The 15,342-nt window shown below is 59.5% G+C and carries 14 protein-coding genes; 4 read left to right on the forward strand and 10 right to left on the reverse strand.

The genetic code is table 11. The features are described from left to right. Positions 1-3: 3 nt before the first annotated feature. The 8 genes from alaS to JNJ45_06650 all read right to left on the reverse strand — a co-directional run bounded on the left by alaS (position 4) and on the right by JNJ45_06650 (position 8,166). Positions 4-2,760, reverse strand: coding sequence for an alanine--tRNA ligase (alaS, locus tag JNJ45_06615; protein MBL8048338.1), 2,757 nt, complete (start codon positions 2,758-2,760; stop codon positions 4-6). Positions 2,761-2,815: 55 nt separating this feature from the next. Further along, positions 2,816-3,757 carry a hypothetical protein gene (locus tag JNJ45_06620; protein ID MBL8048339.1) on the reverse strand — a complete coding sequence of 314 codons (942 nt, stop codon included), beginning with the start codon at positions 3,755-3,757 and terminating at the stop codon, positions 2,816-2,818. Between the two features lie 152 nt (positions 3,758-3,909). After that, entirely contained in the window at positions 3,910-4,962 is a 1,053-nt protein-coding gene (locus JNJ45_06625; protein MBL8048340.1) for a hypothetical protein, read from the reverse strand. Positions 4,963-5,098: 136 nt separating this feature from the next. Continuing rightward, a complete protein-coding gene (locus tag JNJ45_06630) occupies positions 5,099-5,584 on the reverse strand; it encodes a hypothetical protein (GenBank protein MBL8048341.1) in 486 nt (161 codons plus the stop codon). A gap of 92 nt (positions 5,585-5,676) precedes the next feature. Next, entirely contained in the window at positions 5,677-5,886 is a 210-nt protein-coding gene (locus JNJ45_06635; GenBank protein MBL8048342.1) for a hypothetical protein, read from the reverse strand. A 12-nt stretch (positions 5,887-5,898) separates the two neighbouring features. After that, positions 5,899-6,906 (reverse strand): A/G-specific adenine glycosylase, encoded by a 1,008-nt coding sequence (locus tag JNJ45_06640; GenBank protein MBL8048343.1) that lies wholly within the window; start codon positions 6,904-6,906, stop codon positions 5,899-5,901. After that, the gene (pyrF, locus tag JNJ45_06645; protein MBL8048344.1) at positions 6,903-7,607 is read right to left on the reverse strand and encodes an orotidine-5'-phosphate decarboxylase; all 705 of its coding nucleotides are present in this window, start codon (positions 7,605-7,607) and stop codon (positions 6,903-6,905) included. Before pyrF ends, JNJ45_06640 begins: the two co-directional genes overlap by 4 nt. 40 nt (positions 7,608-7,647) lie before the next feature. Continuing rightward, positions 7,648-8,166 (reverse strand): CD225/dispanin family protein, encoded by a 519-nt coding sequence (locus JNJ45_06650; protein ID MBL8048345.1) that lies wholly within the window; start codon positions 8,164-8,166, stop codon positions 7,648-7,650. Positions 8,167-8,279: 113 nt separating this feature from the next. Between JNJ45_06650 and JNJ45_06655 the strand changes: the two genes are divergently transcribed. The 4 genes from JNJ45_06655 (at position 8,280) to mfd (ending at position 13,875) form a co-directional block, all read left to right on the forward strand. Continuing rightward, entirely contained in the window at positions 8,280-8,825 is a 546-nt protein-coding gene (locus JNJ45_06655; GenBank protein ID MBL8048346.1) for a sigma-70 family RNA polymerase sigma factor, read from the forward strand. Then, on the forward strand, positions 8,822-9,109 hold the full coding sequence (locus JNJ45_06660) for a hypothetical protein (GenBank protein MBL8048347.1): 288 nt from the start codon (positions 8,822-8,824) through the stop codon (positions 9,107-9,109). The genes JNJ45_06655 and JNJ45_06660 overlap by 4 nt, the downstream gene beginning before the upstream one ends. A 12-nt stretch (positions 9,110-9,121) precedes the next feature. Beyond that, positions 9,122-10,222, forward strand: coding sequence for a DNA polymerase III subunit beta (dnaN, locus tag JNJ45_06665; protein ID MBL8048348.1), 1,101 nt, complete (start codon positions 9,122-9,124; stop codon positions 10,220-10,222). 92 nt (positions 10,223-10,314) lie between these two features. Further along, positions 10,315-13,875, forward strand: a complete 3,561-nt coding sequence (gene mfd / locus JNJ45_06670) for a transcription-repair coupling factor (GenBank protein MBL8048349.1) — start codon at positions 10,315-10,317, stop codon at positions 13,873-13,875. Here mfd and JNJ45_06675 read toward each other — a convergent pair. After that, the gene (locus JNJ45_06675) at positions 13,872-14,279 is read right to left on the reverse strand and encodes a hypothetical protein (GenBank protein ID MBL8048350.1); all 408 of its coding nucleotides are present in this window, start codon (positions 14,277-14,279) and stop codon (positions 13,872-13,874) included. The genes mfd and JNJ45_06675 overlap by 4 nt on opposite strands. Before the next feature lie 7 nt (positions 14,280-14,286). Continuing rightward, complete coding sequence (locus tag JNJ45_06680) at positions 14,287-15,264, reverse strand: PEP-CTERM sorting domain-containing protein (protein MBL8048351.1); 978 nt, start codon at positions 15,262-15,264, stop codon at positions 14,287-14,289. Positions 15,265-15,342 lie beyond the last annotated feature (78 nt).

Raw genomic sequence — 15,342 nt, forward strand, 5'->3', positions numbered from 1 at the left:
CTGCTATTTCACCATGCTGGCGAGGAATCCCGCCGCCGCTTGCAGAGCCTCATCGACCTTGGCCGCATCGCGACCGCCGGCCGTGGCGAACTCCGCGCGCCCGCCGCCGCCGCCGCCCGTCATGCGGGCGAGCTCCTTGAGGACATTCCCGGCGTGAGCCCCCTTGGCCAAGGCGTCCGCGCCGACCTTGCCCACAAACATCACCTTGCCTTCGGCTTCGGCGGCCAGCACCACCACGCGCGCGGGCTTGCCTTCGATCAGGCGATCCACGAGCAGCTTGGCGTCGTCCGCGCTCCCCGCGATCCGCTGTGTGATCAGTTCAACGCCGTTCACGTCGGTGCCGCTCGCGACGGACTCACTGCCTTGCTGAGCGAGTTTTTGGCGCGCCCGGCGCTCCTCGCGGAGGCTCTCTTGCAACTTGCCGATAGCGTGCACCAGGTCCTTGGGCGTGGATTTGAGGAGCGTCGCCGCTTGCGAAGCCAGCGCCACTTGATCGTTTACCCACGACATCGCGCCACGACCCGTGACCGCCTCGATGCGGCGCACTCCGCTGGCCGCGCTGGCTTCGTGAACAATCTTAAAGAGCCCGATTTCACCGGTCGCCGCCACGTGCGTGCCGCCACAAAGCTCGCGGCTAAAGTCGCCGATCTCCACCATGCGCACCTTGTCGCCGTACTTCTCGCCAAACAACGCCATTGCGCCGCGCGCCTTGGCTTCGGAAATCGGGATGTCCACGTAGGTCACCAGCGGCGTGTTTTCGAGCACCTCGGCGTTCACGGTCTGCTCGATCTCGCGAAGCAACTCGACCGGAATCGCGGCATTGTGCGTAAAGTCGAATCGCAACGTGTGCGGCCCAACGTAAGAGCCTGCTTGCGTGACGTGCTTGCCCAGGTGATGACGCAGCGCCGCGTGCAGCAGGTGCGTCGCGGTGTGGTTGCGCTGAATGTCGTTGCGCCGATCGATGCTGATGGTCGCGATGACGCCTTGCCCGAACAATTCTTCCTGCAAGAGTTGGGCAATCTCCTCGCCGTTGCCACCCACCAGCGACTCCATGCCGCGCATGGCGACCGGCTCGACCAGGTGCACGAAGATTCCGTTTTGCTTGACCAGGTCCAGAACGCGCAGGCTAAACGTCGCGCCCTCGATGGTGCCGCTGTCGCTGGTTTGGCCACCAGATTCGGCGTAGAACGGCGTCTCGCGCAGCGCCACCGCAAAGCGGCCGGTGCCAAGACCCTGCTCGTTAAGTTCGGGTAGCGCCGCCACAATCACGGTTTCCGCGCGGCCAAACTCGTAGCCGACAAAGTGAGTCGGCGTGGGCCCTTCTTCGAACTCAAACGCCAGCGTGACCCCGCCGTAAGCGCTATCCATGGCGCTCGCGCCGCGGCTGCGCTCCTGCGCCTCGGCCATTGCGGTTTCGAATCCTTCCAGGTCCACCACCACGCCGGCCTCGTCGCAAAGCTCGGTGGTGACTTCCAGGGGGAATCCGTAGGTGTCGTACAGCAAAAAGGCGTCCGCGCCAGGCAGGATGCGCAGCCCCTTGCTCAGCATCTTTTCGAGCAAGTCCATGCCGCGCGAGAGGGTGCGGCTGAACAACTCTTCCTCGCCGCGCAGGGTTTGGCGAACGGTGGGCGCTTGGTCGCCGAGCACCGTGTAAAAGTCGCCCATGCTCTCGAGCACGGGTTCAAACACCTCGCTCAGGAACGGCTCGCTAAATCCCAGGTGTCGCTGACCCTTGAGCACGGCGCGCCGAATGAGCCGGCGCAGCACGTAGCCGCGACCGTTGTTGGCTGGCAAAATGCCGTCCGCAATGCAGAACGTCGCCGTGCGAATGTGGTCGGCGATCACGCGGATGGCGCGGTCGCCCGCCTCGCTGACGCCATACTTCGCGCCGCTCAGCGACTCGATCTTGGCGATAATCGGCTGGAAGGCGTCGGTATCGTACACGCTGCGGAAGCTGTTGAGCACCGCCGCCGTGCGCTCCAACCCCATGCCGGTATCAATGCTGGCAAAGGGCAGCTCGGGCATGCCGGTTTTACGGTAGCCCTCGTTCGGTCGCTCGGGGTTTTTGTGCTCGCCTTGCCACTCGTACTGAATGAACACGTCGTTCCAAATTTCCAGCCACTTGCCCTCGGCTTCGTCGCGCAGATAGTCTTCCCGCGAGTAGGCGCCGCTTGGCGCAGGCTCGTTGTTGCTGGTCCAAAAGAACATTTCCGAGTTGGGGCCGCACGGGCCGGGAGGGCCACTGCTAAACGCGCCCGCCGGCCAATAGTTAGTCTCTTCGCCGAGGCGGAAAATGCGGGTCGCGGGTTCAATTCCGGCCGCGCTGAGGTGCTGCGACCAAGCCTGGTAGGCTACGTCGTCCTCGGTGAACACGGTAAACGCGAGGCGGGTGGGGTCGAGGCCGAGCCACTCGGGGGAAGTCAAAAACTCCCAGCTAAAGGCGATTGCCTCGGCCTTAAAATAGTCGCCAAACGAGAAGTTGCCGAGCATTTCGAAGAACGTGAGGTGCGAATCGTCGCCGACCTCGTCGATGTCGCCGGTGCGCACGCACTTTTGTACGCTGACCAAGCGCGGTTGAGGCGGCTGGGCCACACCACGGAAGTAGGGCTTAAACTGCACCATGCCCGCGCCATTAAAAAGGAGCGATTCGTCGAGGCGACCGGTGACGTCAATGGGCACCAGCGACCCACTGGCGTGGTGCAGGTGCTGTTTGGATTCAAAAAACTTGACGTAGAGTTCCCGGAGCTTGGCGACGGTCATAGCTTGGGTTCTAGGGTACCGGATTCCAGGTTCGCGGGGGATTTCGAGAGGTTGTTTACTTCGGCAGGGCTACCTTCCGCAGAGTGCGAGTGTCATCGATGATATAGGCATGAGATTCTCCGATGACGATCTCGGAGGTCAGAAACGGATTAAACGACAATGGAATAGTTGTCACCTTCAGCTTCTGGCCCACGGACTTGACCTCATAAAACTGATACCTGGGCTTCGACCCCGAAGTGTCAATCAGAATCACGTACAGGGAGTTGTGGGCGGCCATGGCAAAATCCACGCGCATGTTCCGAGACGGAATCTCGACAGTGGATTCGGTTCCGTTAAAGAACATAATTCGGCGCACGTTATCCTTCTTCCCAATCCTCCAAATCAACGCTCCATAAGTAAACACTGACGGCCAACTGATTTGATCTGAAGAGTACACGATGGCCCCGGTCTTCAATTGTTGATAAGCAAACGGCTTAGCAGCATCTTGCGATCGAACAAATATCCACTTATCGTTAGCCGCGAGCGGTTGCCCTTTTTTCTTTAAGCTTCTACCGCCCAAGGCGACAACATAACCATCTGACCGCTGGTAATACGAGCCTGTGCCCTGGGAAAGCAAAGACAGAGTGTCGGCGATCTTTGTCAGGCCCAACGGGGTAGCTTTGTAGAGCGCAAAGTTGAAACCTCCAGAATGAAGATTCATACCGCCCGTGCTCACGTATAGGCGCCCTTGCACTTCCTTGATAAAGGGACGACCCTTCACTTGGAACGAGTAAGGCTTTTTACCCTTCTCGAGGACATTATTCTGAGTGCCCCCGCTTAGGCTCCAGACGATAAAGTTCTTAGAGCCGTGCCGCAAGCGAAAGAGCGACGGGTTGTGAGGGAAATCAAAAAGCTTGTCTTGGGGACGGAAGAGATTGAACGCCGCCTTGTCCCGAATCAAAATTGCTCGCTCCTGATTGCACTTGATCGTGAAAGCATCTGCCTCGGGCTGGGACATGATTGCAGATGCGAATGGTATGGCTAGAAGGATCATGTCACTCCGTGGATCATATCGTGGTTGAGCAGACTGATTCCAATTGCTTTACGGTGATTTTCCACTAGGGGTTGCCGTAGGGCAAATCTGCATCGATGTTTTGCGAACTGAGATTGTTACTTAGCCTCAAACTGTTTGTGAAACAGGATCTCTTCAATTCCCTTGCGTCGCAACGGGAACACTTGGTGTTTGCCCGTCCAGATGTTCAGAACTGCCAGCGCAATCCCCTGGTGTGCGTTGTCGCCAAAATATGCCAATGTCAGGTTAGGCGTCATGCCCAGCAACATGAGATCGGAATTGAGCGGCAGATAGCTTGGGAAATCTGAAGAATCATCGCTTGGAAACGTATCGAACGATCTAAAGCCATGTTTGTTACCAACATAGATTCTGTGCGTTTGCTCGTGTTGCGACCAAAAGCCCACCTCCTCGTTGGTAGGATAGAACAATGTACCAGTTTCAATGTAGGCGAAGGGGCCAGCTTTCTCGCCGTCGCCGCTCATCCAGTTTCCCACAAACCCAAATGAGTCCTCAGTTTCCGTTGCCGGCACCCGACGCGAGTACTCCACTTTGGACGACTTACTTATCTCTAGTGTGTTTACTTTGTCGGCATTATACGGATCTTTAACCAAGACCTGTGATCCGTCGTCACTAAAGGCAATCGCCTGCCAGGTTCCGGGCCACCTACGCACAACTTTGGCAGAAGCGGCGTCCACAAGAAAACCGCCGGTGTTTCGTGTTCCGATAAACAACCTTTCTCCGGAGCGATCGAACATTCCTGCCAAATACTCTTTTCCAAAATTACCAACGACCATCCGGGTTGTCATCGCGTTTGACAAGGTAACAATGGATAACCGGGAGTTCCGCAGAACAGCGCAGTAGTTGTCGGAATGGCTGACGATGGCGGCGTTCCCAATCTCGCGTCGGGATCCCGTGGGCGAAACCACCGCTTCGTCGCCGCCTGGCTCAATGGACCAGGTGGCTAGCTGCAAAGATCGCGGCTGAGAACCTTTGGCTTGAAGCACCAACAAACAAGCTCCTTGGCCCGAGAAGATTGGCTTAGCAATCTTGCTCTCGGCTGGATAAAAGTCTTGAGCCCTGGAACCGCAACCCGCGATCAGCATGGACGCCAGCAAAAGCCAACACGCGAAACCAAACCGACTCAACGACACCACCTCACTTTACAACTCCAGTTTGTCACGAACGCGACCTTGTGCAACCAAGGGAACATCCAGTTCCGACCAATCGTGCCCAGAAAAAAAGCGCGGAGCCAAGTTTGGCTCCGCGCTTAGATTCGTTAACTCGGGCTTAGTAGCTGCGTCGTCCGCCGCTACCGCCGCGTCGATCATCGCGACCGCGACCACCGCCGCCGCCGCCACCGTAGCCACCGCCACCGCCGTAACCGCCGCCGCCACCACGACCGCCGCCGCCACCACCGTAGCCGCCGCCGCCGCCACTACGACCGCCGCCGCCGCCACCGTAGCCGCCGCCACCACCGCCAGGACGACCACCGCCGCCTCCGCCGTAGCCACCGCCGCCGCCACCGAAGTCGCGTCGGGGTCGATCTTCGCGAGGTCGAGCCTCGTTGATCACCAGCTTGCGTCCACCCAGTTCTTGACCATTCAGGGCCTCAATTGCGGCCTCCAGTTGGGATTCGTCAATATCCACGAACCCAAAACCCTTGTTGGGGATGATGACCACTTCATGCGGTTGAAAATTCGCAAAATGGTTCATCAATTCGGTTTCACCTACGCCAAAGGGCAGGTTCCCCACAAACAATCTCTTCGTACTCATTACTTTAACTCTGACCGTGGCGATGGAGCGGTACCATGCAATTAATGGATAGCTACGAGATTTGGGTGAATCTGCTTCCCGGAACTGATGATCTAGACTTTGTCGATGCGGTCAATGAATATTGTAGCTGGTTTTCCACCAACAACTTGCTGAATTCCTATAGAATTCGTCGAAGAAAGTTCGGATTTGGGCCGGAAGCCCTGGGCGAATTCAATATCTCCCTTCATTTCGACACGCTCAGTCAGATGGACGAGGCCTTTCAGCAGGCCGCTCGGCGCGCCGGCGAGCTCGAGCAACTCCACGCCGCGGTCTACTCAAAGGTAACCGACTTCAAGAGCGGGCTGTTCCGCGACTTTCCGGACCCGGTCCGCGCACCGCGCTAGGATTTTCTGGTGGATCGCCGGCAAGGCGAGCTGCCGAATCTCCGCTGGCGTCAGCCATTCGCCGGTCTCGTCGCTGGGGCATTGCTGCACCACCTGAAACTCAATGCGGTGCTTCGTCACCACGTAGCTGCCCGCCCACCACACCGGCGCGTCGAGCGGCGCATCCACAAATTCAAACGGCAGACTCCACAGCCCTTGCCACCACGTCCCCGGCGGAACCGGGCGCACAAGGAACCTTCCCCGCTGCTCGGCCAAATAAATCACTTGATGCCGAACCTGCGGTGGCGCGGCCCGTTTGCTGGGCGGATACTCCTCGGGGTTGCCAGCGTTCGCCGCGGCGCACCCGGGTCGGAGCGGACACCCGGGACACTTCGGCGAGCGCGGCGTGCACACCCGCGCCCCGAGTTCCATCACGGCCTGGTTCCAATCGCCGGGCCGGTCCGGCGGTATCACTTCTTGCGCCCACGTTTCGGCTCGCTTGGTGAACCCCCTTTGTTCGCCGTCAGCTGTAAATCGCGAGTACACCCGGTGGACGTTGCCATCCACGGCGGGCACCCGTTCATGGAGAGCAATGCTGGCGATCGCTCCGGCGGTGTACGCGCCCACGCCCGGCACGGCGCGCCACTCGGCGGCGGAATTCGGCAACCCGTTTAAGTGAACCGCGCGGGCTCCGGCGAGCAACATTTTCGCGCGGCGATAGTAGCCGAGCCCTTGCCACAAGGCGAGCACGTCCGATTCCTCGGCCTCGGCGAGGGCGGCGATCGTCGGGAAGGCGGCCATCCACCGCTCCCAAAAGCCGATGACCACCTCAATGCGGGTTTGCTGGCTCATCACTTCGCTCACCCAAATCGCGTAAGGGTCGCGGGTCTTGCGCCACGGCAAGTCGCGATGGTGCGCCGCGTACCAATCGCGCAGCGCGGCTTTCAGATCGTCGGTCACCGTTCGGCCAGAAGTCCAAACTCGCCCAGAATTCGCTCGGGCTCGGTCGCCGCCATCAGGGTGCGGCCCATCACCAGGTAATCCGCGCCATCGGCGAGCGCCTGTCGAGCGGTGCCCGTGCGCTTTTGGTCGTGCACCGCGCCGCCTTCCTGCCGAATGCCGGGGCACACGATGATGCCTTCGTGACCAATCCGCTGGCGGATGGCCTTGGCTTCCACCGGCGAGGAGATGACGCCGTCGAGTTCGTTTTGAATCGCGAGCTCGCTGAGGGCGAGCATCTGCTCCTCCACGCTGCGATTCACGCCGACGTGGTCGGTCAAATTGTGTTGGTCTAGCGAAGTCAGCACACTCACGCCCATGAGGAGCGGGGCATTTTCTTCGCCGTAAAAATGAGCTTCCTCGGCGGCGGCGACCATCATGGCCGGGCCACCCGAAATATGGACGGTCAGCATCCACACGCCGTGCCGCGCGGCCTCGCGAACGGCGAGGGCCACAGTGTTCGGGATGTCGTGAAACTTCAGGTCGAGAAACACGCGGTCAATACCGCGGTCGCGGATGCGCTCAACCACGTCCAGGCCATGCCCCAGGGTCAAGCTGTGCCCAACTTTCACCGCGCCGACATGCCCTTTCAGGCGATCGCAGGCGGCCAAAGCCTCATCTAGGTCGGTTGTGTCAAGCGCGCAGATAACTTTTCGCTTCATGTTGCCTCGGGAGCCTCACCCGAGTACATCATACACGGACCTAGTGCCAATCGCGCAAGGCTTGAATCATCGGAACGCCGAGCCACACGAGGAAAAGTCCGAGCATCGTGAGCAGGCTCACATCGCCCCAGAACTTGGCGCGGTCGCTGCTAATGGCCGCTTGGTCAAACTGACCGGCCCGATTCTGCTGATCGGTTCGCCAAGAGAAAACAAGCGCCAGCAGCGTAATCGGCAAGCAGCCGATGACCAGGTGAATCACGTTCTTGATCAGATGCGTTTCGGCAGCGGCGGGTTTAATCAGCGGTTCGTAGCCCAGCCCAAGCGCCACTTGCGCCGAGCTGCCCGCCACCGACCAATCGAGTTCGGCTCGGCTGGTCACCGGGCGATCGCAATCGCGGAGTTTGAGCCCCGGAAGCGCGAAGGCCAGAACTTGGTCGTGGTCTTCCCCTTCAATGGTGGTCGATGGGCCAATTCTCCCCTCGGCTGCCCATCGGTTCAGCGTGTCGAGAGTTACGGGGCCATACTTTTTCCCGTCCCGAGCGCGTACAAAATACACCATGGTGCCGCTTGGTGGCACCTTCCATGCCGTTATCCAGAAATTGGGGAAAGCCTAGGAAATTTCCCGGGTTATAATGTCTTGTTGCTCCCTCAGCCGGGGGTGCTCCGTCCATTATGTCGAGTGAACCGACCCAAGAATCTCTGGCGGAAAAGCGATGGCTCAACGCGTTGGCGAAAGGAGATCCCAACGCGCTGGGGGCTATTTATGAGCTTTACGGCGAGAGAATTTTCCGGTATGCCTATCGCATGCTGGGCAATCGGTCGGATGCCGAAGATGCAACTGCCGAAACCTTCCTTCGAGTGCTCAAGCGTTCGAACGAGCTCCGCGCCGATGGTGCTTTCCGCACCTGGATTTTCCGCATCACTCGCAACCTTTGCATCGATAAGATGCGGCAACACAAGCTATTGGAGTTGCCAAGCGACGCCCAGTACGGCGGTGGCGAAGAGAAAACTGCGCTCCGCATTACTGTGCAACAAGCACTTCGCGATCTTCCCCAAGAGTATCGCGAGCCTTTGGTGCTTTGCGACCTGGAAGACATCTCAGCCAAGGAGGCAGCGGCGGTCTTGCAGATCAGTGTCCCCGCGCTCAAATCCCGCCTTTATCGAGGGCGGCGAGCGCTGCGTGACAAACTTGGGGGAACCCTGGAGAAACTAAAATGAAGAATGAGTTCTACTCGAAATTGGTTGATCTCTACGCGGGTGATGAACTGTCCACCGAGCTTAAGGATGAGCTTGAATCGGCAGCCCTCGCAGACCCTGAGCTGAGTCATGACATGCTCTCGCTCAAAACTACCGTCCAACTCCTGAGGGAGGGTCCTGAGGTTGAGTTTAGTGAAGACTCATTCCAGAGAATCCTTCTGAAGATGTATCGGCGCGGTGTCGAGATTCAAACCTCGGCTCCTCACGCCGCTTACATGCAACTCCATTTGCCCATGCAGGGCTAATTTGTTTGAATCATGAAGCTCGAATGTTCGCGTAAAGACTTGTTTGACGCCCTGGTCCTGACGGCTGCGGCGTCCAGTACCCGGTCGTCCAATCCGATCCTGCAGACCCTGCGACTCACCGCCGACGGGTCGAGTCTGACCTTGTTGGGTTGCGATAGCGAAATGTGGGCCGAGCGCCGCATTTTGGCCAGCGTAACGGAGCCCGGCAGCATCTGCGTGGAAGCCGCGCTTCTGCGCGATCTCGTCGCCAAACTCGGTGACGGCCCGATCACGCTGACGCTGGAGAACGGCAACTTCTTTATTCGAACTTCGATGTCCGAGTGGCGCATGATGGTGCTGCCCGCCGACGACTTCCCGCCGATTCCGGCGGTTGAAGCTCGCTCCGAGCTGCGCCTGAACATGGGCGATTACCGCCGCGCGGTGGATGGCGTATCGTTCGCCGTCGCCGACGACAGTTCGCGCATCATCCTCACTGGAGTCTTCATGCAATACGATGGCAACACGCTCACGCTGGTGGCCACCGACACGCACCGCCTCGCCGTTCTCCGCTTGGAGAAGGAAGGCATCGGCTCTGACATCAAGGTCGTCGTGCCCGAAAAGGCACTGAAGGCCGTGAAGAATCTGCCAATCGACGACGCTTCGGAAGTCACGATCAGCTTCGACGAAACCCGCATTTTCGTGGACACCGGCGATGGTAAGGTCGTCAGCCAGTTGCTCATCGGCAACTACCCGCAGTGGGAAAAGGTTGTCCCGGCCGAGGCGACTCGCTCGTGGACGCTCGACCGCGCCGAGCTGATCGAGAACGTGGGACGCGCCATGATTTTGGCCCGCGGCAACGCGAACCGCATCAAGTTCAGCGGGCACGGCGACCAGATCACGATCTCCGCTCGCAGCGAGGACAAGGGCGAGGCCAAGGAAGAAGTCGCCACGGTCAGCAAGAATGGCGACATTGACATCGCCTTCAACGGCCACTACGTCATTCAGGCGCTCAGCGCCCTGAACTGCGATGCGATCATCGCCGACATGACCGAGAGTAGCCGCCCCGCGGTCTTCCGACCGACCGAAGCGCAAGATGGTCACTACTGCGTGATCATGCCGATGGCGCTGAACTAAGCTTTTCATAGTTCATGAATCACTTGGCTGGGCATCTGCCCAGCCTTTTTTCTTGCACGCTTTTGCGGTACGAACCGATATACTGAGTACACATGCGCATATCCCAATGGGCTCGATGGATCGAGCTCCATCCCGCGCTTCAAACCCTCAGCGAGCATTCGACGGGTGGCCTCACGTTTCCGAGCATCGCCTCGGAAGCGCGGCCTTTCGTCGCCAGCGGCATCGTGCGACGCGCGCCCGGCAAGTGCATTATTGTCGCGCCGACCTACGATCGCGTACTGCAATGGCAAGCCAAACTCGCGCTGTGCGGCATCAATGAAGCCCTCATCCGAATCCTTCCCTCGGGCCAAAGCACCCTCTTCGAAGACTCGCTTCCCGAAAGCGTCGCGCTCAGCGATCGCATTGGCGCGCTACGATTTTTGACCGAGCCCGGTCCCGGCGTGATCATCACCACGCCGCCAGCCGCGCTCGAGCGCACTCTCCCGCGCGAGATCCTGGAAGAGTCGTTCTTTAGCCTGCGCAAAGGCGACACGATCGACGAGAACGGCTTGGTCCGCCGACTGCAGATGCTCGGCTACGAAAAGAGTGAGCCGGTGCGCATGCCCGGCCAATATTCCCGGCGTGGCGGGATCATCGACATCTACGTGGCGGGCGCGCAAAACCCGGTTCGCATTGAGTTGTTCGGCGATGAAGTGGATTCGCTCCGCAGTTTCGATCCGATTTCCCAGCGATCAATCGCCCCGGTCAGCGTGGTCGCCCTCGCGCCTTCGCGCGAAACGCTCTACGCGATCGGCGAAGACGGTGCGGATGAGGACGATCTCGCCCGAGCCCGGCAGGAATTCGTCGAGATGATCTCCAACGCCGCCGCCCAAGAGGCGGCGCTGCTTCCCGACGAGGCGGGCGCGAAGCTGGAAGCCCAAATCGAAGACGACGTCAAGGCGCTCGGCGCCGGTGTGTTCTTCGATCGGCTCGACCTCTATCGGCCCTACCTGCACGCCGACTCCAACTGTCTGCTGGACCTATTGCCGGAAGATGGATGGCTTATCCTCGACGAGCCGCTCGAACTGGCGGCCTTTGCCGCCCGCGCCGAAGAGGAACTCGGCACGGTGTTGCAGTCGCGCATGCAGCGCGGCGAGATTCTGCAGTGCACGCTCAGCGATTTCATGCTGCCGCCCGAGCATCTCGATTCGCACGAGCGGGTGATCCACTTTATCGGCATGGGCGGCTTGCCCGACTGGATGAGCCCCGGCCACGAGGTGGACCTCGAATTCATCTCGATGGAGCCCTATCGCGCGCGGCTCGATACCTTGCCGCAGCGCCTAAAGGATTGGCACGAGCAGGGATTCATGGTCATCATCGCGACCGACCAGCCGACTCGGGCCCGCAGCGTCTTGCACTCGCTCGAAATCTTCCCCGTGGAAGACTTGGCCGACGGAACGACACCGGAGCCGAACGTGTATCTGGTGCAGGGCAACCTCGCCGGTGGGTTCCTTAATCCCAGCGAAAAGATCGCGGTCCTCACCGACCGAGAACTGTTCGGCGTAGGTCGGCTGAAGCTGCCGCAACGACGCTTTAACGAAGGTGCGGCCATCGCGACCGTGCTCGATCTCAAGCCGGGCGATTACGTGGTTCACATCAACTATGGCATCGGCATTTTCCGCGGACTCGAATCGCGGACAGTGGCCGGCATCACCAAGGAAGTTCTCTACATTCAATACGGCGGTCCGGACAAGCTTTATGTCCCCGCCGATCAACTCGACCGTATCCAAAAATATCTAAACCCGGGGGATACGGAACCGAAACTCAACCGCCTGCACAGCGGCGAATGGCAGCGTGCGGTGGGAAAAGCCAGGGAGGAGGCGCGTGAATTCGCCCGGGATCTCATCCGCCTCTATGCTCAGCGGAAACGGGTAGAACGCCCGTCCTACGGGCCGGATTCCCCTTGGCAAGCCGAAATGGAAACGACCTTCCCTTGGGTGGAAACCGCAGGGCAAATGAAGGCGATTCAAGAAACCAAACTCGACCTGACCCAGCCGTACCCGATGGATCGCCTCATCTGCGGCGACGTCGGCTTCGGCAAAACCGAGGTGGCGATTCGCGCCGCATTCAAGGTCGCGCAAGCGGGGCGGCAGGTGGCGGTTCTCTGCCCCACCACCATCCTGAGCGAGCAACACTTCCGCAATTTCGCCGAGCGATTGGGGCCCTTCCCCACACGGCTCGACTACCTCAACCGATTCCGGTCCACCGCCGAGCGACGCGAGATTCTCAAAAAGGTGGAGGCCGGCGAGATCGACATCATCATCGGCACCCACGCGCTGCTCAGCCAGGAACTCAAGTTCAAGGACCTGGGCATGGTGGTGATTGACGAAGAGCAAAAGTTCGGCGTTAAGCAAAAGGAATCGCTCAAGAAGCTGCGCGTTAGCGTGGACGTGCTCAGCATGTCAGCGACTCCGATTCCGCGCACCCTCAGCATGGCCCTCATGGACATCCGCCAGATGTCGCTGATCAACGATCCGCCGCCGGGTCGCCTCCCCATCCGCACGATCGTGCGCCCGTTCCAAAAGGAGCTAGTCCGCGACGCGCTGATGCGCGAACTTGCCCGCGGCGGACAGGTGTTTTATGTCAGCAACCGCGTGACCGGGTTGTATCACATCGCCGAAAAAGTGCGCCAAATGGTTCCGCAAGCTCGGATCGCGGTCGGTCACGGCCAAATGTCCGAGCAAGAGCTTGAGCCCGTGATGCTCGCCTTTATGAAAGGCGAGATTGATATCCTGATTTCGACCACGATTGTCGAGGCGGGGCTCGACATCCCGAACGCAAACACCCTGATCGTGGAGAACGCCGACCGATTCGGCCTTTCGCAGCTTTATCAGTTGCGCGGGCGGGTCGGTCGCTCCGACCGCCAAGCCTACGCCTACTTGCTGTACTCCAGCGAGCGCGAACTCACCGAGAACGCCCACGCGCGGCTGCAGTCGTTGCAAGAATTTTCGACCCTGGGTTCGGGCTATTCACTCGCGTTTCGCGATCTGCAGATTCGAGGCGCGGGCGATCTTCTGGGAGCCAAGCAAAGCGGCACGATGGCGACCGTCGGCTACGAACTGTTCATGCAGATCATCGCCGAGGAGGTCACGTTCCTCAAGTCGCACGCCGATGGCGAGCGCCGCGACTACAACGACCCGCTCGAAGGTTTGGCGCCGTTGCCGACGCTCGACTTGCCGGTGTCGGCCATGATTCCGCCCGGCTACATTCCGGACCAAGCGCAGCGGCTGTACTACTACAAGCAGCTTATGTCGAGCCGCAACGTCGCCGAGCTCGACGAAGTCGCCACCGAGATTGCCGACCGCTATGGCTCCTCGCCGATTGAGGTGCAGCGCGCGGTCGAGATCATGCGCCTGCGCATGCGTTGCCGCGAACTCGCAATCGAGAAAATCGAAGGCGATCAGGGCCGACTGGCGATCTACTTCCGGCCGGACGCCGAGATTTCGAGTCGCGTGTTTAGCATCATGCAAAAGCGCAACCGCGAGTTCTACGTGGCCCGCGAAAAGGGCATCTGGCCGTTTGGCAAAGACCCGCTGGTGGCCGCGCGGACCATGCTAGATACTTACGCCGCCGCGATCGACGAGATTGAGGCGCAGCGAGCGGCGTTCACCTAGAGTTCCTGCCCGGCGAACGCCGGCGGAACGTAAGAAGCAGCTTCCTCTTGGGTCGAGAATTCGTGCTCAAACACCAGGTAGCAGTCGCCTACATCGAGGGCGCCGCCCTCGATGTGGTAGCGCCGCTTGTGAATGTTCGTGCCCGGCAGTTGCATGAGCGAGTGATACTCTTCCTCGGCCAGGTACAGGTTCGTGATCGGGCGCGACAACGGCGAGAGAAACTCGTACTTCCGAGTCATCTTGTAGGTCACCGCGCCAACGCGCGTGACCTTTCTCACCCGTAGATTTACCGAGATGTACCGGTCTTCAATCTCGCTGACCGGCACCTCACTCAAGTCCGGCAGCTGGTCGGCGTCAACCAGCCACCGGCGCTCAATCTCGATGAGCGCGTACTTGGGCGTCACGGACGGATCAGCGCGAACGCCGTCGCAGAAGCATCAGCGCGCCGAGGCCAACCGCAAGCATGCTCCCTGGCTCCGGCGCGACGATGTTCGCGACCTGGAAGAACGGCACTCCAGCCGCGCCGAATGCGGCCAAAGTGAACTCATTGACCGCCGTAAACGATCCTATGGAGTTGAATTGGCGGAACCGGAGCGTGGTGCTCGTCGTTGAGTCGTGGCCGACAAGATAGAAGCCATCGTGCGATGGCGTGGCGGCAGGTACCACAGCGTTCGAAAATCCAGTGGAAATCGTTTGCGAACCGAAGATAGGGGTTGTCGACCAATCCTGAACGGACTTAAGTGCGCGCAAGATCTCTATGTTTCCACTCGCATTAATAAATGCCGCAACAGAATAGTGAAACCCATTCTGCGGCGAAATGAAGGTTGCCATACCTCCAATGGTTGTGCCGGGCAAAGCAACTCGGCCGAAATCAAAGACGCTAGTTGCGGTATTCGTCAGGGTGTTGACCTGAATCGCCTTAACATTGTTCGACGAGTCTCGGCCAAAGATATTGAGGTACTGGCCGGACATGGCCATTGAATCCCAAGTGGCGCTTGTCGGCAGCGAAACACCGGAAACATTGTTACCCTGCGAATTGAACCGTGTGACCGCATTAGACGAGAGCGCAAAAAGGTTGACGCCACCGAAGGTATCAAACGCGATTGCCCGCACGCCAGCGCTTGCAAACCAGTTGTGAATGCCGTTATCGTAGTTGGTCGAGCGCACGGCGGTACTACTTGCCGAAAATGCTGTTGAGGTCGTTGGGTCAATCGTCACCATTCCCGCGGCAGTGGGCAACGATTGAAAGCTTCCGAGAGAAACCTGGTTCACGGGGTCGTAGCGAAGCACCCTACCCGTGGATTGCGGAAGGAGCATCATCTCGAACGAGGCAAATGCGGCGGTCGTAACCCCCGCCAATGAGACACAAAAAATAATGCGGCGAAGCATGATCCTTTAGTTATAGCCGAACACTTTGCTCCACGCACGATGATCTCGCGCAAATACCGGGGCTTACCCGGTATATTT

Origin of the sequence: Chthonomonas sp. (assembly GCA_016788425.1) — a bacterium.
Classification (GTDB): Bacteria; Armatimonadota; Fimbriimonadia; order Fimbriimonadales; family Fimbriimonadaceae; genus JAEURQ01.